Below are 15823 nucleotides of genomic sequence, written 5' to 3'. Positions count from 1 at the left end.
TTGAAGGTGATTGAGCGGCAAGCAGAGGAGATTCGAACGCTTGAGGCCGATCTGTTGATTCAGAAAGAGGTCATTGATAGGCTCCGAGAAGTTCTGGGTGAGTTACTAGCGGTACGTCGCAGCAAACTCTTTTCTTTCCTCAATAAGATTGGCGTTTGGGGGTGGATCTCGGACGTACTTGAAAGAGCAGAACAAGAAATTAGCAGGCGTCGGTAGATGAGTGGGATCCCGAAATAGCGGGACGCGGAGAGGGTGTGCTTAGGAGGGTAAGGGAGGGAAGTGTTCGGGTTTGAGATAGAAGGCGTTAGAAGAGTGTCTTGGGGGGCAAACAGAGTAAGCGTGGAGTAACTTTTCTGTGAGCTAGGTTTTTCTCGAGCCGGGGAATGGTGCTTTAAAGATCAATGCCCAGATGTAGGCAGCGCATTAATCCATCTATGCATCTCTGCATCTATGCAGTCAAGGAGCAGGCCCTACCTCCAAGCGAGTGGCTTCCCTCGACCACCTGTCCGAGGGGATAGTGCACCGGGCTTCCGCGCAAGGAAAGCACTAGAAGCCGCAAACGCTTGGAACGAGCACGAAAGCCGCAAATCACGTGTCAGCTTCGGGAAGTCTTCCACGACGTCGTGAAGCAATATGTTTACCCAGAAATACTTCGCAACAAGCTGTAAACCAAGAAAAACCTGTTGCCCCCGCTTCACAAACAACATTCCTCCCCAAAGAGCGAGTAAATCCGGGAAATCTTACCCAGCTCTAAGCGATGGTAGAGGATGCCAACCGAAGACTGCGCTACCACGTTTTACCGTAAGTCTCATGGCCGTCGACACAATTTTCAGCGCGGGGCAGTAAGAGCAAGAAGCCTTCTACTATTTCCGCGTGCTACGCCTTTACGTTATCCGCTTTAAATGCGGAAACTTCTCGCTCAATGGAAAGGTCCGGGGGCCCTAGGTGTCTCGGCCACCGCCAACTCCACCCTCTTCGCTAACCGCTTCTTCTTTTACTAATCCAACCTTCCCAAAGGCCGCACTTAGTGTTCATTTTCTTCCTCCGACCAGCCGTATTCGGGACTTCGCCTTGATCAAGCCAACATAATTAAGCAAGGGTAATAGTAGTCTTCGGCAAGGGGTCGTGGGCCCTACCCAGGAGCGAGACAAAAACTCCAATTCAGGCGGAAATGAACCCCTCCCGCTCGAGGTAAAGCAGGATTTCGTGGACGGCTTCTTCGGGGCTCATATCGGCCGTGTTGAGGACGAGCTCGGCGTCGTCGGGGGGCTCGTAGGGGTCGGAAATCCCGGTGAACTCGGGGATGAGGCCGGCTCTCGCCTTGGCGTAAAGGCCTTTGCGATCCCGGGCTTCGCACACCTCCAGGGGGGTGCTGACGTAGACCAGCACAAACCCTCCGTGGCGGCTGATTTCCCGCCGGATCTCCTTGCGGACGCTGTCGTAAGGGGCGATGGGGGCACACAGGGCGATGCCTCCAGCCTTGGTGATTTCGCTGGCCACGAACCCAATGCGGCGAATGTTGATGTCGCGGTCGTTCTTGGAAAACCCCAACTCGGAGGAGAGGTGCTTGCGAACCAGGTCCCCGTCCAAAAGGGTGACAGACCGACCGCCAATTTCCAAAAGCTTGACCTGAAGGACCCGTGCCAGCGTTGACTTCCCCGAGCCTGAAAGCCCGGTAAAGAACACCGTGAAGCCCTGTTTGGCGCGCGGCGGGTACGTCCGGCGCAGCTCTGCTTCCACTTCTGGGTACGTGAACCACGAGGGGATGGGCTTTCCTTGGTTAAGGAGTTGCCGCAGCTGCGTGCCGGAAAGGCTTCGTACCGTGCTTTTCGGTGGAACCTTGTCTTCCTCCACGTAACTGGCTAGCTCTTCCACAAAGACCATGTTCTTGAAAGGCACCAAACGGATGCCCAGCTCTTCTTCGTGTTTCTTGACCAGCTCCTGGGCCGCGTAGGGGTCGTAAAAGGGCACTCCCTGGGAATCCGCGCCGGGGCCGGCGTGATCGCGCCCGACGATGAAGTGGGAGCAGCCGTAGTTCTTGCGGATAATGGCGTGCCAAAGGGCTTCCCTGGGACCTGCCATGCGCATGGCCAAAGGCAAAAGCGAGAGGGTAGCCATGCCGGGAGGGTAATGGGGGAGCAGGGCCTGGTAACACCGCACCCGGGTGTAGTGGTCCACGTCCCCAGGTTTGGTCATTCCCACTACGGGATGGATCAGCACCGAGGCCCCGGTTTCCTTGGCCGCTTGGATGGTGAGCTCCACGTGGGCGCGGTGCATGGGGTTGCGGGTTTGAAAAGCCACGATCCTCTTCCAGCCCAGGCGAGCAAACTCGCTGCGGAGCTGGGACGGGGTATGGCGGAGGGCGACAAAATCGTAGTGGGTGGGGAGTTGCAGCCCTTCCACCGGGCCGCCCACGTACACCGGATGGGTGTGGTGGAAAAGCGCCGCGACCCCGGGGTGTTCTTGGGAGTCGGTGCCGTAAACCCGCTGGGCTTCTTCGCGCTTTTCCGGCCGCCAGATGTCCTGCACGTGGAGCACAGCCAAACAAACGCCTTCAGGGTCCCGCAAAGCCAAGGGTTTCCCCGGCGCAAGCTGGGAGGCCAGCTCCTCCGAGACGTCAAGCACGATGGGAATGGGCCAGAGGAGCCCGGAGGGCAGGCGCATGCTTTGAAGCACCGCTTTGTACTCTTCGGAGGTCATGAAGCCTTGAAGGGGCGAAAAACCGCCGTTGAGGAGGAGCTCCAAGTCGCAGAGCTGCCGGGGCGTAAGATCCCAGGATGGGAAGTTAAGAGATGCTGCCTTGAGTTCTTGCGCCCGCTCTGGAGTCACGAGCAGGTTGACGAGCTTGCCCCCGTGGGCAGGAACCAGAGACTGCATAGGTCCTCCAAGGCCAGGAATGCTAGCACGCCAGCGAAGGGAGCTTTCCTTGGCAGGCCAACGTTGACAGTTCAAAAAGAGCGGGGAATAATGCGCAGCGCGCCGGAGTGGCGGAATGGCAGACGCGCGGGACTCAAAATCCCGTGTCCGCAAGGGCGTGTGGGTTCGACTCCCACCTCCGGCACCAGCCAATCGCGTCCCCGCAAGCAGCTGTCATTAAGCCTCGGCTAAGATGGGGGCCATGCCGGGTCCCCGCTGCGTTAGCCTCTCCTCGCCGCTGGAAGCTGAGGACTACATGGCCTCCAAACTTCAAAGTACTTGGGCCGGCGGCTTTTTTTCCGGCTCACAAGCTCTGGTGGTGGTGCCTTCCCGGAGCGTGCGGGAGGGGCTGGTGCAAGCGCTGCTCCAGCGGCGAACTGCCTGGCTGGGCGTGGAGGTGCGGACCCTGCAGGGGGTGGCGTACAGCGTCCTCCAGCAAGCAGGTTTTGCGTTTCGGTCGGGGGAGCCGCTTTTTCCGGTGGTGGTGAGCCGGGTGGCGCAGGCGTTTCAGGAGCGGTACGGCTTCTTGCAGCTGCTTTCGCCTGTGGAGCGGGTTCAGCCGCTGGTGGCTACGGTTCGCGACCTTTTGGACGCGGGGTTTTCCCCTGACCATCTGGAAGCAGCCTGCGAGCTCATCGATGCCGAAGTCAAGGACGCTTTGGGCGAGCGGGCCACGGCGCTTTTACAGGTGGCGGCCGCGGTGGATGGGGCCCTCCGCACCAACGGCGTGTTTCGCCGCAACGACGCTTTGAGCTTGGCCACACACCTCCTCAAGACCCGAGGGGCTTCTCCGTGGCCGGCTCGCCCCCTGCTGGTCTATGGGTTTGCGGACGTCACCGGCGTGGCCGCCGATTTCCTGGAGGCGCTGCTGGCCGCCAGTGACGGGGAGCTGGTCTTGGTGCAGCCCCCCGACCCCATTGACCGCCAGCGGGGAGCCGGAGAGGCGTTTTTGAGCCGTCTGCTTCGTCGGGTGCCGGGGGTGGAAAGCAAGGGCAGCAAAGGACCTTCACCCCTTTCCCAGCTTTCCCTCTGGGAGGCGCCGGAGCTGGAAGCGGAAATTCGCTGGGTAGCCGAGGACATTAAGAAGCAAATAGCGGCAGGGGTTAAGCCGGAGCGCATTGGTGTGGTGGCGCGCAGCCTCGAGCCTTACGCTTTGGCCGTCCGGCAGTGCTTTTCGGCTTTGGGGGTGCCGTTTTCGGCGTACCAGCCGGCACCTGCACCGCCGCCGCTTTTGGCCCGCATGCGGGCGCTGGTGGGCCTGGCAGCGGAAGGTCTGGAGGCCCCGGTTTCCAGGCTTCTTTCAGCGATTCCCCGGGGCGACGGCAAAACTCGGGCTTTGGCTTCCGCGCTTTTGCGGCTTTCGGGGGCGGTGGGGGCCCGCACGGCGGGCCAGCTTGTGGAAAGGGCCCCTGGTCTTTTGCAGGAGCAGGGAAACACGGCTCTTTTCGGCCAGTGGCCTGCTTCAGAGGCAAGCGCCTGGCTTTCCCAACTGCAGACGGTTTTGGTTTCCCTTGGGGACGCCCCCAGCGCCGCGGGGTTTGGTGAAAGGCTGCGGGCGCTGGCGGCGCTCTGTGATCCCGGCGGGGAAGCTGCAGGGGTTTTAGCGGATGCTCTCCCGGCGGTGAGCGAGAGCGTGGGCAATCTTTCCCTTTCTCGCCGGGAGCTGTGTTTCCTGCTGAGCGAGGAGCTGCGCCAGCGGCCTTCGCTGCCCCTGGGGGGCAACGGCGGGGGCGTGGCGGTGCTTTCCGCCATGGAAGCCCGCTTTCGCACGTTCGAACGGCTTTACCTGGTGGGCTTGCAGAGGGACATCTTCCCCCGGGTCCCCAGGGAAGACCCCCTGCTCCCGGACCACGTGCGGCAAAAGCTTGCGGTGCTCCTGCCCGATATCCCCCTGGCCGAGCGGGGGGCAAGCGAGGAGCGGTACCTCTTTGGATTGTTGTTAGCCTCGGCCCCTTCGGTGTGGCTTTCGTGGCCGGCTCACGATCCCGATGGAAGGCCTTTGGCCCGCTCGCCGTTTGTGGACGAGCTGGTGGTGGCGTACCCGGAGCTTTCTGTGCAAAGGATCCCGGGACGGCAGGCGCTGGTCTGGGGAGGCAGCTTCCGACCGGCGCCGGCTGGCGAATGGGCGGTGTACGCCGGGCTGCACGAGGATGCAAAGGCGTGGCGAGCCGCTTTCCAGCTGGCGCTGGAAAAGGCAAGCGCCACCGTGGCCGAAACCGTGGGTTTTTCCCCAGGGAAGCTCACCGAGGCCCGGCAGCGCGTGCTCAGGGAGTGGGACCCACCCCCGTGGGAAGCCAAAGAACGCGCTCTTTCCCCTTATCTGGGCTTCTTGGGGCCCAGCCCGTGGGTGGAGGAGACCACCAGCCTCTGGGCGGTGACCAGCATGGAAGCCTACGCCCAGTGCCCCTGGAAGACCTTTGTGGAGCGGGTGCTGAGGTTGCAAAACCTTTACGCAGGCGAAAGCGAGGGCACCGATCTGACCCCTCGCCTGCTGGGGGATGTGGTGCACGGGGTGCTGGAGAGGATCCTCAAAGCCCACCTCCAGGAGCAGAAGCGGCGGCAGGGGGAGGGAGAGTCAGGCCAGGGGTCACCTTTGCAGTGGCCGTCCCAGCGGGAGTTTATTGGCATCTTGAAAGAGGTGACCAACGACCGGCTCCGGCGGGTGGGCGTGGTGTACCCGGGTTTGATGCTGGCGCTGTTTGCGGCAGCCCAACCTTTCCTGGCGGTGGCCCGGCGCCTGCTCGTGGAAGGGGAGTTGGGGAACGTGGTGGCCAGCGAGGGTTCCGGTTGGATTGAAACCGGGCCTGGTTCGCCACAGTGGCACTTCCGCTTCGATGCTGCGGTCCAGAAGGACGGAGTGCCTGTGCTTTTGGATTTCAAAACCGGAAGCCCCGAGCCGTATGTTGAGAAAAAAACCGAGTTGGCAGCCCGGGTGCGGCGGGGAGAGCTTTTGCAGGGGGCCGTTTACGCTACGGCCACCGGTAGCATAGGCTGCTACGTTTTCTTGCAGCCCGACTGGGACAAGGGGCGCGTGTTTCCGATCACGGATTCGCCCGTTTTGCGCAAAGCTGTTGTGACGACGTTTCAAGCGTTTTTCACCAGGGCCCGATGGGGGGTCTTTTTTCCCCGGCTCTTTGACCCGGTGGCCGGGAAGGAGCCGGACGCCTGCGAGCGCTGTCAGGTGCGGTTGGCCTGTTCCCGGGGGGAGTCGGGGGCCCGGCGGCGGCTCAAGCGCTGGGGCGAAACCGCTCCCACCGGTGGCCCGGCGGCGGAACTGGCCTGGCGTCACTGGTGGCTTCCCAAGGAGAACTAGCTGTGGGGCAAACGGAACGCTTTCGGGCTCTCCGGGAACAGGACACCAAAACCCGTACCCTGGCGGTGACCGAGTTTTCCCGCCCGCTTTTGGTGGAAGCGGGCGCCGGCACAGGAAAGACGGCGCTCTTGGTGGCCAGGATTCTGGCGTGGAGTTTAGGTCCGGGCTGGGAGCAGGCGGAAGCTGAAGCCGGGGGATCAGCACAGGACATAGCGGGACGGGTGGCCTCGGGGGTGGTGGCTATTACCTTCACCGAGAAAGCCGCAGCGGAAATGGGCACGCGCCTGGCGGAAGGCCTGGCCACGGTTTTGGCCGGCAAGCTCCCCCACGGTTTGGAGCTGGCCCAGCTGCCGGAACCGGAGGTTTGCCGGGAGCGCAGCCGGGCGCTTCTGTCGGTTTTGGACCGCTACGTGCTCTGCACCATCCACGCCTTTGGCCTGCGCCTTTTGGCCCGCTACCCGCTGGAAGCGGGGCTGGCCCCGGGTTTTCAGGTGGATGCCGAGGGCTTCGGGGTTTCCCGGGTGGTGGAGGACGTGGTTGCCGATTTCCTGGCCAACCCCGACTCTTCCCTGATGGCGCCCTGGCAGGTTTTGGGCCTGCGGCAAATTGGTCCCGAGGAGCTCACCGAAGCGCTAGTGGCTGCGGTGCAACAGGGGGTGAGCCCCGAGGCGGTGGCGAAGTTTCCGCTGGAGGAGCAGCTGGAATGGTTGGCCCGGGAGCTTAAGGAAAAGCTCGGCCAGCTGGCGCAAACCATCGCACCCTTAGCGCAGGAAAAGCGCCTCAAAAAAGCCGGGGAGCTTTGGGAGCTAGCAAGCACTTGGGCCAGCCACACCGGCGCCACGGAGGAGTTCTTGCAGCAGGTGGTGGCCGAGCTGGAAGCCAAGGGCGTGCTTCCCAAGCTCAACGACTGGGGGCGGGGGAAGTTTGCCCAAACGGAAGTGAGCGTGCTGGCTGAAAACGCTCTAGCCGTGCAGATGCTTTCGCTGTGGCTGGTGGGTCTGTGGAAGGCCGCCCGTTTGAGCGAGCCGCAAACCCTGCGGGCCTTTCTTTTGCTGGGCGAATCTTTCCTGGCGGAAATTTACAGGCGCCTGCGGGAGGCTGGCCTCGTAACCTATCAGGACCTGCTCACCGGCTCGGTGCGGTTGCTTTCCGAGCACCCCCACATTGCCAGAAGGGAAAGGACCAGGATCAAGCAGCTGTTGGTGGACGAGTTTCAGGACACCGACCGCTGGCAGGGCAGGCTTGTGAGCCTTTTGGCGCTGGCCGACGAGGACCCCAGGCCGGGGCTGTTTCTGGTGGGGGATCCCAAGCAGTCCATCTACGGGTGGCGTTCTGCTGATCTGGCGGTGTACGACGGATTCAAGGAAAAGGTGAAAAAAGCTGGCGGCGAGGTTTGCCCATTGGTGGTGAACTTCCGCTCGGTGCCGGTGATCCTCGACGAGGTGGAGCGGGCGGTGAGGCCGGTGATGCAGGAAGAGCCGGGCATGCAGCCGGCCTTTCAGGAGCTGGCGCCCTTCCGCTCGCGGCCCGAAGACACGGGGTTTATGGAGGGAAAGCACCGCCCGGTGGAGTACTGGGTTTGCTGGGAGTTTGACGGCGGGGTTGCCAACCGGAAAACGCGCATGGCGGACTCTCGGGAGCTGGAGGCCAACGCCCTGGCGCACCATATCTTTGAGCTCCACGAGCTTTACGGTGTTTCCTACAGCCACATGGCGGTGCTGCTGCGGGCCTTTTCCGACGCCGACGTTTACCTGGAGGCCATGCGCCAGCACGGCATCCCCTACGCCACCACCCACGATCCCACGTACTTCCAGCGCCGGGAGGTTCTGGACGCCTTTTGCCTGCTGCAGGCGGTGGCCGATCCCGAAGACGAGCTGGCCCTGGTGGGGTTTTTGCGCTCAGCTTGGGCGGGGATTCCCGACGCGGCGTGGTGGGAGCTGAAAAAACGGGGGTTTTTCCCGCTGGTGCGGGAGCTTTACGGGGTGGATGGGGAAAGGCTTTCCCAGCTTCAGCGCATGCTTGCGGAAGTGGCGCAGGGGCTTTCGGCGCTCATGCCGGGAAAGGACCGCATCCGCGGTTGGGAGCAAGCGGCGCTTTGGGCTCTGCTTTGCCTTGGGGTGTTGCGCCAGAGCTTCCATCAGGACCCGGCCGATGTCTTTGTGGCCCGGGTGCAGTCCTGGCTTTTGCCGGAGGCTACGGAAGCCGCTCGTTTTCCCGGGCGGGTGCGGGTTGCCAACCTCGAGCGCTTCTTCCGCTTCGTCCTGAGCGGGCTGCCTTCCTTCCCAACCCCGAAGGAGCTGGTGCAGGCCTTGCGCCGGGCAGTGGAGGAAGCGCAAAGGGAAGGGGGAAGCCGGCCTCCGGAAGCGGACGAAGCGGTGCTGGTCACCACCATCCATCAAGCCAAGGGCCTGGATTTTCCTTTTGTGTTTTTGGCCGATGTGGCCCGGGGGAGCCGCGGCAACCGCGGACCGGTGGCCGGTGCCTGGTGGCTGGGAAGCGGCGAGAGCAGCGCCGACCTGGTGCTCAAGGTGGGAAAGCTGGCCACCCCCAACATCTTTCACCTTTGGGCGTGGCAGGAGCAGGTGGCCGAGGCGGAAGCCGTGCGTTTGTTGTACGTGGCCCTCACCCGTGCGAAGGAGCGCCTGGTGGTATCCGGGCATTGGCCGGAGCAACCGGCAAGCCAGGCACTGGTGGGCCTTTTGAGCCGCCGGGAAAACCTCCCCGATTTGGAAAGCCTGGCGGCCAAGCTGGACGGCAGCGACCGGGTGGAGGCCGGGGGAGCGCTTTGGGTTTTCCCCGGGGCAGTGCGGCTTCCCGAAGTGAAGGCGCAAAAAAAGCAAGCCGCTGCTTTGCCGGTGGAAGAACTCAAGCAACACGTCATGCGGCTGGAACAAGAGCAACAGCAAGCGCAGCGGCGGCAGCAGCTGCCGTTGGGCCAGGCGGTTTCCGCGGAAGCTCACGAAGAGCTACGGGAGCTTTTGGCCGCCGGAGAAGAAAAGCCCTTGGCCGGGCACAATGCGGCCACGGTGGCGGGAACCGTGGTGCACCGGGTCCTGCAGGCGTGGGACTTCAGCCGCGACCAAGACCAGGAGCTGGAAAGGCAACTGCAGCTTCTTGCCACCTACGCCCCCGTAGATGCCGATCCCCAAGAGGTTACCGCCGGCGTGGAGCGGGCCAGAGCCTTGCTTACGCGGTTCCGTGCGTCTCCCCTCTTTTTGGAGTTTTGCGCCCTGGGCGATCGGGTTCTGGGACGGGAGGTGCCGGTGCTGCTTGCCGGGGACAGCACGAAGGTTGCAGGCTTTTACACCGGCGCCATTGACCTTGTGTACCGCGACAACGGGCAGGTGGTGGTGGCGGATTTCAAGACCGATGCGGTGGAGGGCGAAGAGCTTATGGCTCGCGCCCGGGCTTACCGGTCCCAGGGCGCCCTTTATGCCCGAGCCGTGGCCCAGGCGCTGGAGCTGGAGCATCCCCCCCGCTTTGAGCTGTGGTTTCTGTGGTCCGGGCAAAAGGTGGTTTTCCGGGAAAAGGAGCTTTTCCTGGAGGAAACCGCCGGAAAGCCCTGATCCCCCCAAGGCGGAGCGGCCCGGGCGGGGTCTGCAAAGGCCCCGTTGCTCAACGGCGTGGCCCAGGCCTTATATTGGAAGCATGAGCGAGCTGAAGCGGGTGAGGCCGGGAGTTTGGGAGGTGGCCCCTGTGGGCGGCATGCGGGTGCCGGCCCGCATCTTTGCCACCGAGAAGCTGGTGGAGGCCATCAAGAAGGATCAATCGGTGCAGCAGGCCTGCAACGTGGCGCACCTGCCTGGCATCGTGCGGGCTTCCCTGGTGATGCCCGACGTGCACGAGGGCTACGGCTTTCCCATTGGCGGCGTGGCGGCCTTTGACCTCAAGGACGGGGTCATTTCTCCCGGCGGGGTGGGGTACGACATCAACTGCGGGGTGCGCTTGATCCGCACCGATCTCAGCCGGGAGGAGCTGGACCCCAAGCTCAAGCAGCTGGTGCATCAGCTCCAGCGGGATGTGCCCGCCGGTGTGGGCAGTGAAGGTGCCATCTTCACGCTTTCCGATCGCGACCTGGACGAGGTCATGGTGAAGGGCGCCCGCTGGGCGGTGGAGCGGGGTTTTGGGCAGGAGGAAGACCTGGCCTTCACCGAAGCCGGTGGCGCCCTGCCCGAAGCCAAGCCCCAGTACGTTTCGGCCCGGGCCCGGGAGCGGGGGGCCCCGCAAGTGGGGACTCTGGGCTCCGGCAACCACTTTTGCGAAATCCAGGTGGTGGAGGAGGTTTACGACGAAAAAGCGGCCAAAGCCTTTGGCTTGGCTCCGGGGCTTGTGACCTTCATGATCCACTGCGGCTCCCGGGGCCTGGGATACCAGGTGTGCGATGACTTTTTGGACCTCATGCGCCTGGCGGCCAAGAAGTACGGGATTGATTTGCCCGATCCGCAGCTGGTTTCGGTTCCCGTGAGCTCTCCGGAAGGGGAGCGGTACCTGGGGGCCATGCGCGCCGCGGCCAACTTCGCCTGGGCCAACCGGCAGGTGATCATGGCGTTGGTGGAAAGGGCCCTGGTGCGGGTTCTGGGTGGGGATCGCAGGTCCCTGGGTTTCCGGCTGGTTTACGACGTGGCCCACAACATCGCCAAGGTGGAGGAGCACGTGGTGGACGGCAAGAAAAAGAAGGTCATCGTCCACCGCAAAGGGGCCACCCGGGCTTTCCCCGCCCATCACCCGGAAACGCCCGCTCCTTACAAAGAAATTGGCCAGCCGGTGCTGATCCCCGGCGATATGGGGAGGGCCTCCTACGTGCTGGTGGGCACGGAGAAGGCCATGAGCGAATGCTGGGGCTCTTCCGCTCACGGTGCCGGCCGCATGCTGTCCCGCACCGCCGCCCGTCGAACTGCCGGGCACCGCAACCTGGTGAAGGAAATGGGAGAGCAGGGGGTCATCGTGGCGGCCCGCTCGCCCAAAACGCTGGCCGAAGAGATGCCCGAGGCGTACAAGGACGTGAGCCTGGTGGTGGAAGCGGTGGAGGAAGCCGGCATTGCCAAAGCTGTGGCCAAGTTGCGGCCCATTGGCGTGGTGAAGGGGTAGCAGGCCGGGCGTCCACAAGCTTTCGTTTGTGGTACAACCTCACCGTGAGTGAGGAAAATCGGCTTCGGGCTTTTTGGCGTTTGCAAACGTTTGCGGTGGGTTCGTGGCTGGTGGTGGGTTCCGGCTTGCATGCGGTGCTCACCCCCTTTCCCCGCCGGTGGCAAAAAACCGCCCCTTACATTTGCCGATGGGCGCGGCTGGGGGCCCGTTGTTTGGGGGTGAGGGTAAGGGTGGAAGGCCAGCTGCCGCCTCCCGGGTCCCTGGTGGTGGCCAACCACCAGGGCTACGTGGACATCGTTTCCCTGGGTTCGCTTTTCCCCTGCATTTTTGTGGCTCGCCACGACATGCGCCGATGGCCGCTCTTTGGCCAGCTGGCCGCTTCCGGCGCCACGATTTTTTTTAACCGAGACAACAAGCGCGCGGGCGTGCGGGGGGTGGCGCAGGTTCGGGAGGCGCTCAAGGTGGGGGCCACGGTGATTGCCTTTCCCGAAGGGACCTCCACCGATGGCAGCGGGCTTTTGCCGTTCCGAACCGGGGTTTTTCAAGCTGCCGTGGATGCCCAGGCGCCGGTGGTGCCGGCCGCCATCCGTTACCTGGAGCTGGACGGTAAGCCTTTAAACGAAGGAACCCGGAGCCTGGTGGGCTGGTTTCAGGGGGAAGCGTTCCTCAAACATCTGGTTCGGCTGGGCAGCCGCCGGCACGTAGAGGTGGGTATCCGCCTGGGGGAGCCCCGCTGGCCACCCCATCCCGACCGGCGGGAGCTTGCCGCCTGGGCGGAGGGGGAGGTTTTCCGGCTTTTGGGTTTGCCGCCGGGCACACGCCCGCGGCGGGTGGGGCGCGAGGCGGCGCAGGAAAGGGGGGCGTTGTGAGCTCGCTTTCGTGGTTGCTGTTGGCGGTGGCGGCGGTGGTTGCTGTCTTGCTGGTGCTGTTGTTGCTGCAAAGCCGGTCCACGCGCCGGCTGGAGGAGCAGCTCGCCCGGGTAACCACCGAGGTGGCTCTGGCCCAGCAAAACGCTTTGACGGCCGCGCTTTCTCAGGTGGGACAAACCGTGGAGCGCTTCCACCAAGCTCTGGCGGATTTTGGGCAAAAAGTGCAATCCAGCCAGCAACAGGAGCTGGAGGCGGCCAGGCAGACGCTTTCCCGGCAGCTCGCTGAGCTCATTGCCGCGGTGAACAACCAGCTGACGCAAGCCCAAGCGCAGTTGGGGGAAAGGTTTGAGGGTGCCACCCGCATCTTTGGTGAGCTGCGGGGGCAGCTGGGGCAGGTGGCGGAAATGGCTACCCGCATGGAAAACCTGGGCAAGGAAATCCAGGAGCTGCAGGACATCCTTAAAGCCCCCAAGCTCCGGGGGCAGTTGGGAGAAATGCAGCTGGAGGCTTTTCTGGCTCAGGTTCTGCCGGAAAAGTTCTGGCAGAGCCAGTACCGCTTTCGGGACGGACAGGTGGTGGATGCGGTGATCCGCTTGCGCGACCACTTGGTGCCGGTGGATGCCAAGTTCCCGCTGGAGGCGTTCCAAAGGCTTTTGCGGGCGGAAGATGACCAGGCCCGGCGGCAGGCGCGGCGGGACTTTGTGCGCACGGTCAAGGCCAGGGTGGACGAAATTGCCGGCAAATACATCCGACCGGCGGAAGGCACCTTTGACTTTGCGTTGATGTTCGTGCCTTCGGAAAACGTGTACTACGAGATCCTGTTGCGGGGCGAGGGGGAAGGGGAGGAGCCGGTGCTGGCGTACGCTACCGCGCGCAAGGTCATCCCGGTTTCCCCCAACTCCTTTTACGCCTACCTCATGACCATTGTGCTGGGGCTTAAAGGCATGCAGGTGGAAGCGCGGGCGGCGCAAATTCTGGCGGAGCTTTCCCGCCTGCAGGTTGACTTCGAGAAGCTGGCCGAAACCTTGCGGCTTTTGGGTCGCCATTTGGGCAACGCCGTAAACCAGTACCAGGAGGCGGATAAGCTGGCGGGCCGCTTTGCCGATCGCCTGCAGCAAACTGCCGCTGGTGAGCTGCCCGAACCCGACCAGGTCCCTCTGCCGGCAAGGAAGGGCTAGCTGCCTTTGGCGAATTTGGGGAGCGTGAAGACGTCCTGGCGTTCCGCTTTTCGGGCGTTGCGCCATCCACCTTTCCGGCGCTACTGGGTGGGTTGGGCCATTTCGGTGCTGGGGAGCTGGATGCAAACCTTAGCCCAGGGGTGGCTGGTGTTTCGCTTAACCAACTCGGCGCAAGCTTTGGGGATCCTTTCCGCCCTGCGCTTTGGCCCTTCGCTCTTCGGTTTGCCCTTTGCCGGCGTGCTTACCGACTACTTCCCCCGCCGCAAGCTTCTGATCTTCACGCAAAGCGCCGGCATCTTCCAGGCGGGGCTTTTGGCGTTTCTGACACTTACCGGCCAGGTGCGGGTTTGGCACGTTTTCATTTTGGCCCTGGTGCAGGGGCTCATTGACACCGTGGACATGCCTTCCCGCCAGAGCTTTCAAGTGGAGCTGGTGCCGGTTGCCGATTTGCAAAGCGCGGTTTCTTTGAACTCCACGGTGTTTAACGCGGGGAGGCTGGCGGGACCGGCGTTGGCCGGGCTGATGGTGGCGGAAGCCGGGGAGGGCTGGTGCTTTGCCCTGAACGCGGCGAGCTTTGTGCCGTTCTTGCTGGCGGTCCTTTCGGTGCAGGAAAAGGCGTCGGTACCGGCGCAGCGCCTGCAGGTGATCCCCCAGCTTCTGGAGGGTTTGCAGTTTGCGTGGCAGCACCGAAAGGTACGGAAGCTACTGATGGCGGTGCTGGTCACCGCGGTTTTTGGGCTTTCCTACAGTACCCTGCTTCCCGCCCTGGCCAGCTCGGTGCTGGGTACCGACGCCCGCGGTTACGGTTTGCTTTTGGCTGCCTCCGGTTTGGGGGCCATGGTGGGTTCCCTGGGGGTGGCGGCTACAGGCCGGAGGCGGGGTACGGTGTTTCGCTCGCAGCTGCTTTTAGGGCTTTCCCTGGCGGCTTTGGCTTTGAGCAAGGGGCTTTTCCTGGCGTGCCTGGCCCTGGTGGTGGCGGGTCTATCCGTGGCCGCGCAACTGGCCACCACCAATGGCTACATTCAAACCACCTCCCCGGACCACTTACGGGCCCGGCTCATCTCGCTTTACATTTGGGTTTTTTCCGGGGGAGCGCCGCTGGGCGGACTTTTGGCCGGTTTTTTGGCCGAGCGCCTGGGGGTTCCGGTGGCCATTGGTTTGGGGGCCGGCCTTTGCGTGGCCGCGGCGTTGCTGCAACTGCTTCCGGCGCGTGATGTACAATCCTCGCGCTGAGGGGGTGCTATGAACGTTCGCATTACCTACTGCGTGGTTTGAAACTACGAGCCAAGAGCTGCCAGGTTGGCGGCCTTTCTGAAGGAGCAACTGGGGGCCAAGGTGGAGCTGGTGAAAGGCTCGGGCGGTGTTTTTGATGTGGAGGTGGACGGCCGCCGGGTTTTTTCTAAGCACCACGAGGGGCGGTTCCCCGAACCCGAGGAAATCCTCGCTAAAATCCGCGGCTAGCCCTCGCAAAACACAAGTTTTTCCGCGTGAATCCCGGGTGAAGCTGGCTTTTTTTCCGCAAAGCGGGGCCCATTTGCGGGGTCAGAAGTTTGTGGATTAGCGGTACAATCTCACCGTGAGCGCCCCTCCGCTCCGTTTACCGCCAAAGAAGATGGGGTTGGTGGTCAAAACCTCCAGCCCCCAGGCCATCGCTCTGGGCCAACAGGTGCTTTCCCGGGTGAAAGAAAAGGGCGTGGAGGTGGTGGTGGACGCCCAAAGCGCCCCGTTTTTGCACGCTGAACCTGGCCCCTCCCGGGCCGCCTTGGGCCGCGAGGTGGACGCGGTTTTGGTGCTGGGTGGTGACGGCACGTTCCTCTCGGTGACCCGCGGCTGCCCGGCTACCACCCCGGTAGCGGGGGTCAACCTGGGGACCCTGGGGTTTTTGACCGAGCATCCGGCGGAACGCGTCTGGCAGCTTGTGGACGATCTGCTGGCCGGCAACGTGCAGTGTGAAAAGCGCGACCGCCTGCTGTGCCGGGTGGAAGGCGACGATTCTCCCCAGGAGTTCCTGGTGCTCAACGACGTGGTGATCGCCAAGGCCACCCTCGCCCGCATTCTGACCATCGATGTGGAGGTGGAAGGGGAGTTCCTTTCGCGCTACCGCGCCGATGGCTTAATCCTTGCCAGCCCTACCGGCTCCACCGCCTACAACCTTTCGGCGGGGGGACCCATCGTCCACCCTGAGCTTTCCGCGCTGATCATTACCCCCATCTGCTCCCATACCCTTTCCAACCGGCCCCTGGTGGTGCCGTTGAACTTCCAGGTGGCGGTGCGGGTGCACCCCGGGGACGAGGACGTGTACTTGACCTTGGATGGGCAGTACGGGCTTCCCTTAACCGATCGCCACGTCGTTCGTGTGCTTCCGGAAGGCGACCCGCTCTTGGTTGTGCGTCCACCCAACGCGAGCTTCTTTGCCATTCTCCACGATAAGCTCAAATGGGGTGACTGGGGGAGCTAGC

General features: G+C 63.2%; 10 protein-coding genes and 1 tRNA gene. 10 read left to right on the top strand and 1 reads right to left on the bottom strand.

Translation table 11 applies throughout. The features are described 5' to 3' along the window. The coding region (locus EG19_RS14080; RefSeq protein ID WP_235208710.1) for a hypothetical protein at nucleotides 1-216 on the top strand (216 nt) is incomplete at its 5' end. Between the two features lie 945 nt (nucleotides 217-1161). Here the strand turns inward: EG19_RS14080 and EG19_RS06220 are convergent. Further along, nucleotides 1162-2877 carry a bifunctional sulfate adenylyltransferase/adenylylsulfate kinase gene (locus tag EG19_RS06220; protein WP_038048665.1) on the bottom strand — a complete coding sequence of 572 codons (1716 nt, stop codon included), beginning with the start codon at nucleotides 2875-2877 and terminating at the stop codon, nucleotides 1162-1164. A gap of 101 nt (nucleotides 2878-2978) precedes the next feature. On the opposite strand from EG19_RS06220, the gene EG19_RS06215 reads away from it, so the two are divergent. The 9 genes from EG19_RS06215 to EG19_RS06175 all read left to right on the top strand — a co-directional run bounded on the left by EG19_RS06215 (nucleotide 2979) and on the right by EG19_RS06175 (nucleotide 15822). Continuing rightward, a tRNA-Leu gene (locus EG19_RS06215) sits at nucleotides 2979-3064 on the top strand. A gap of 45 nt (nucleotides 3065-3109) precedes the next feature. Next, nucleotides 3110-6229 (top strand): PD-(D/E)XK nuclease family protein, encoded by a 3120-nt coding sequence (locus EG19_RS06210; RefSeq protein WP_038048660.1) that lies wholly within the window; start codon nucleotides 3110-3112, stop codon nucleotides 6227-6229. A 2-nt stretch (nucleotides 6230-6231) separates the two neighbouring features. Next, nucleotides 6232-9795 carry a UvrD-helicase domain-containing protein gene (locus EG19_RS06205; protein ID WP_038048658.1) on the top strand — a complete coding sequence of 1188 codons (3564 nt, stop codon included), beginning with the start codon at nucleotides 6232-6234 and terminating at the stop codon, nucleotides 9793-9795. Nucleotides 9796-9877: 82 nt separating this feature from the next. Further along, nucleotides 9878-11317, top strand: coding sequence for an RtcB family protein (locus EG19_RS06200; protein WP_038048656.1), 1440 nt, complete (start codon nucleotides 9878-9880; stop codon nucleotides 11315-11317). Nucleotides 11318-11361: 44 nt separating this feature from the next. Beyond that, nucleotides 11362-12186 (top strand): lysophospholipid acyltransferase family protein, encoded by an 825-nt coding sequence (locus EG19_RS06195; RefSeq protein WP_161685451.1) that lies wholly within the window; start codon nucleotides 11362-11364, stop codon nucleotides 12184-12186. After that, on the top strand, nucleotides 12183-13364 hold the full coding sequence (locus EG19_RS06190; protein ID WP_038048654.1) for a DNA recombination protein RmuC: 1182 nt from the start codon (nucleotides 12183-12185) through the stop codon (nucleotides 13362-13364). Before EG19_RS06195 ends, EG19_RS06190 begins: the two co-directional genes overlap by 4 nt. A 24-nt stretch (nucleotides 13365-13388) precedes the next feature. Continuing rightward, nucleotides 13389-14597 (top strand): MFS transporter, encoded by a 1209-nt coding sequence (locus EG19_RS06185; RefSeq protein ID WP_038048652.1) that lies wholly within the window; start codon nucleotides 13389-13391, stop codon nucleotides 14595-14597. A 9-nt stretch (nucleotides 14598-14606) separates the two neighbouring features. After that, on the top strand, nucleotides 14607-14825 hold the full coding sequence (locus tag EG19_RS13090) for a SelT/SelW/SelH family (seleno)protein (RefSeq protein ID WP_327138687.1): 219 nt from the start codon (nucleotides 14607-14609) through the stop codon (nucleotides 14823-14825). Between the two features lie 115 nt (nucleotides 14826-14940). Next, nucleotides 14941-15822, top strand: a complete 882-nt coding sequence (locus tag EG19_RS06175; RefSeq protein ID WP_152543950.1) for an NAD(+)/NADH kinase — start codon at nucleotides 14941-14943, stop codon at nucleotides 15820-15822. The last annotated feature ends 1 nt before the right edge of the window (nucleotide 15823 follow it).

Source organism: Thermoanaerobaculum aquaticum, assembly GCF_000687145.1.
Lineage (GTDB): Bacteria > Acidobacteriota > Thermoanaerobaculia > Thermoanaerobaculales > Thermoanaerobaculaceae > Thermoanaerobaculum > Thermoanaerobaculum aquaticum.
This window is presented reverse-complemented; position numbering and strand designations above follow the sequence as displayed.

Coding starts and splice junctions, on each gene's coding strand:
- EG19_RS06220 (WP_038048665.1), bottom strand. CDS start 2,877: ATGCAGTCTCTGGTTCCTGCCCACGGGGGCAAGCTCGTCAACCTGCTC.
- EG19_RS06200 (WP_038048656.1), top strand. CDS start 9,878: ATGAGCGAGCTGAAGCGGGTGAGGCCGGGAGTTTGGGAGGTGGCCCCT.
- EG19_RS06210 (WP_038048660.1), top strand. CDS start 3,110: ATGGGGGCCATGCCGGGTCCCCGCTGCGTTAGCCTCTCCTCGCCGCTG.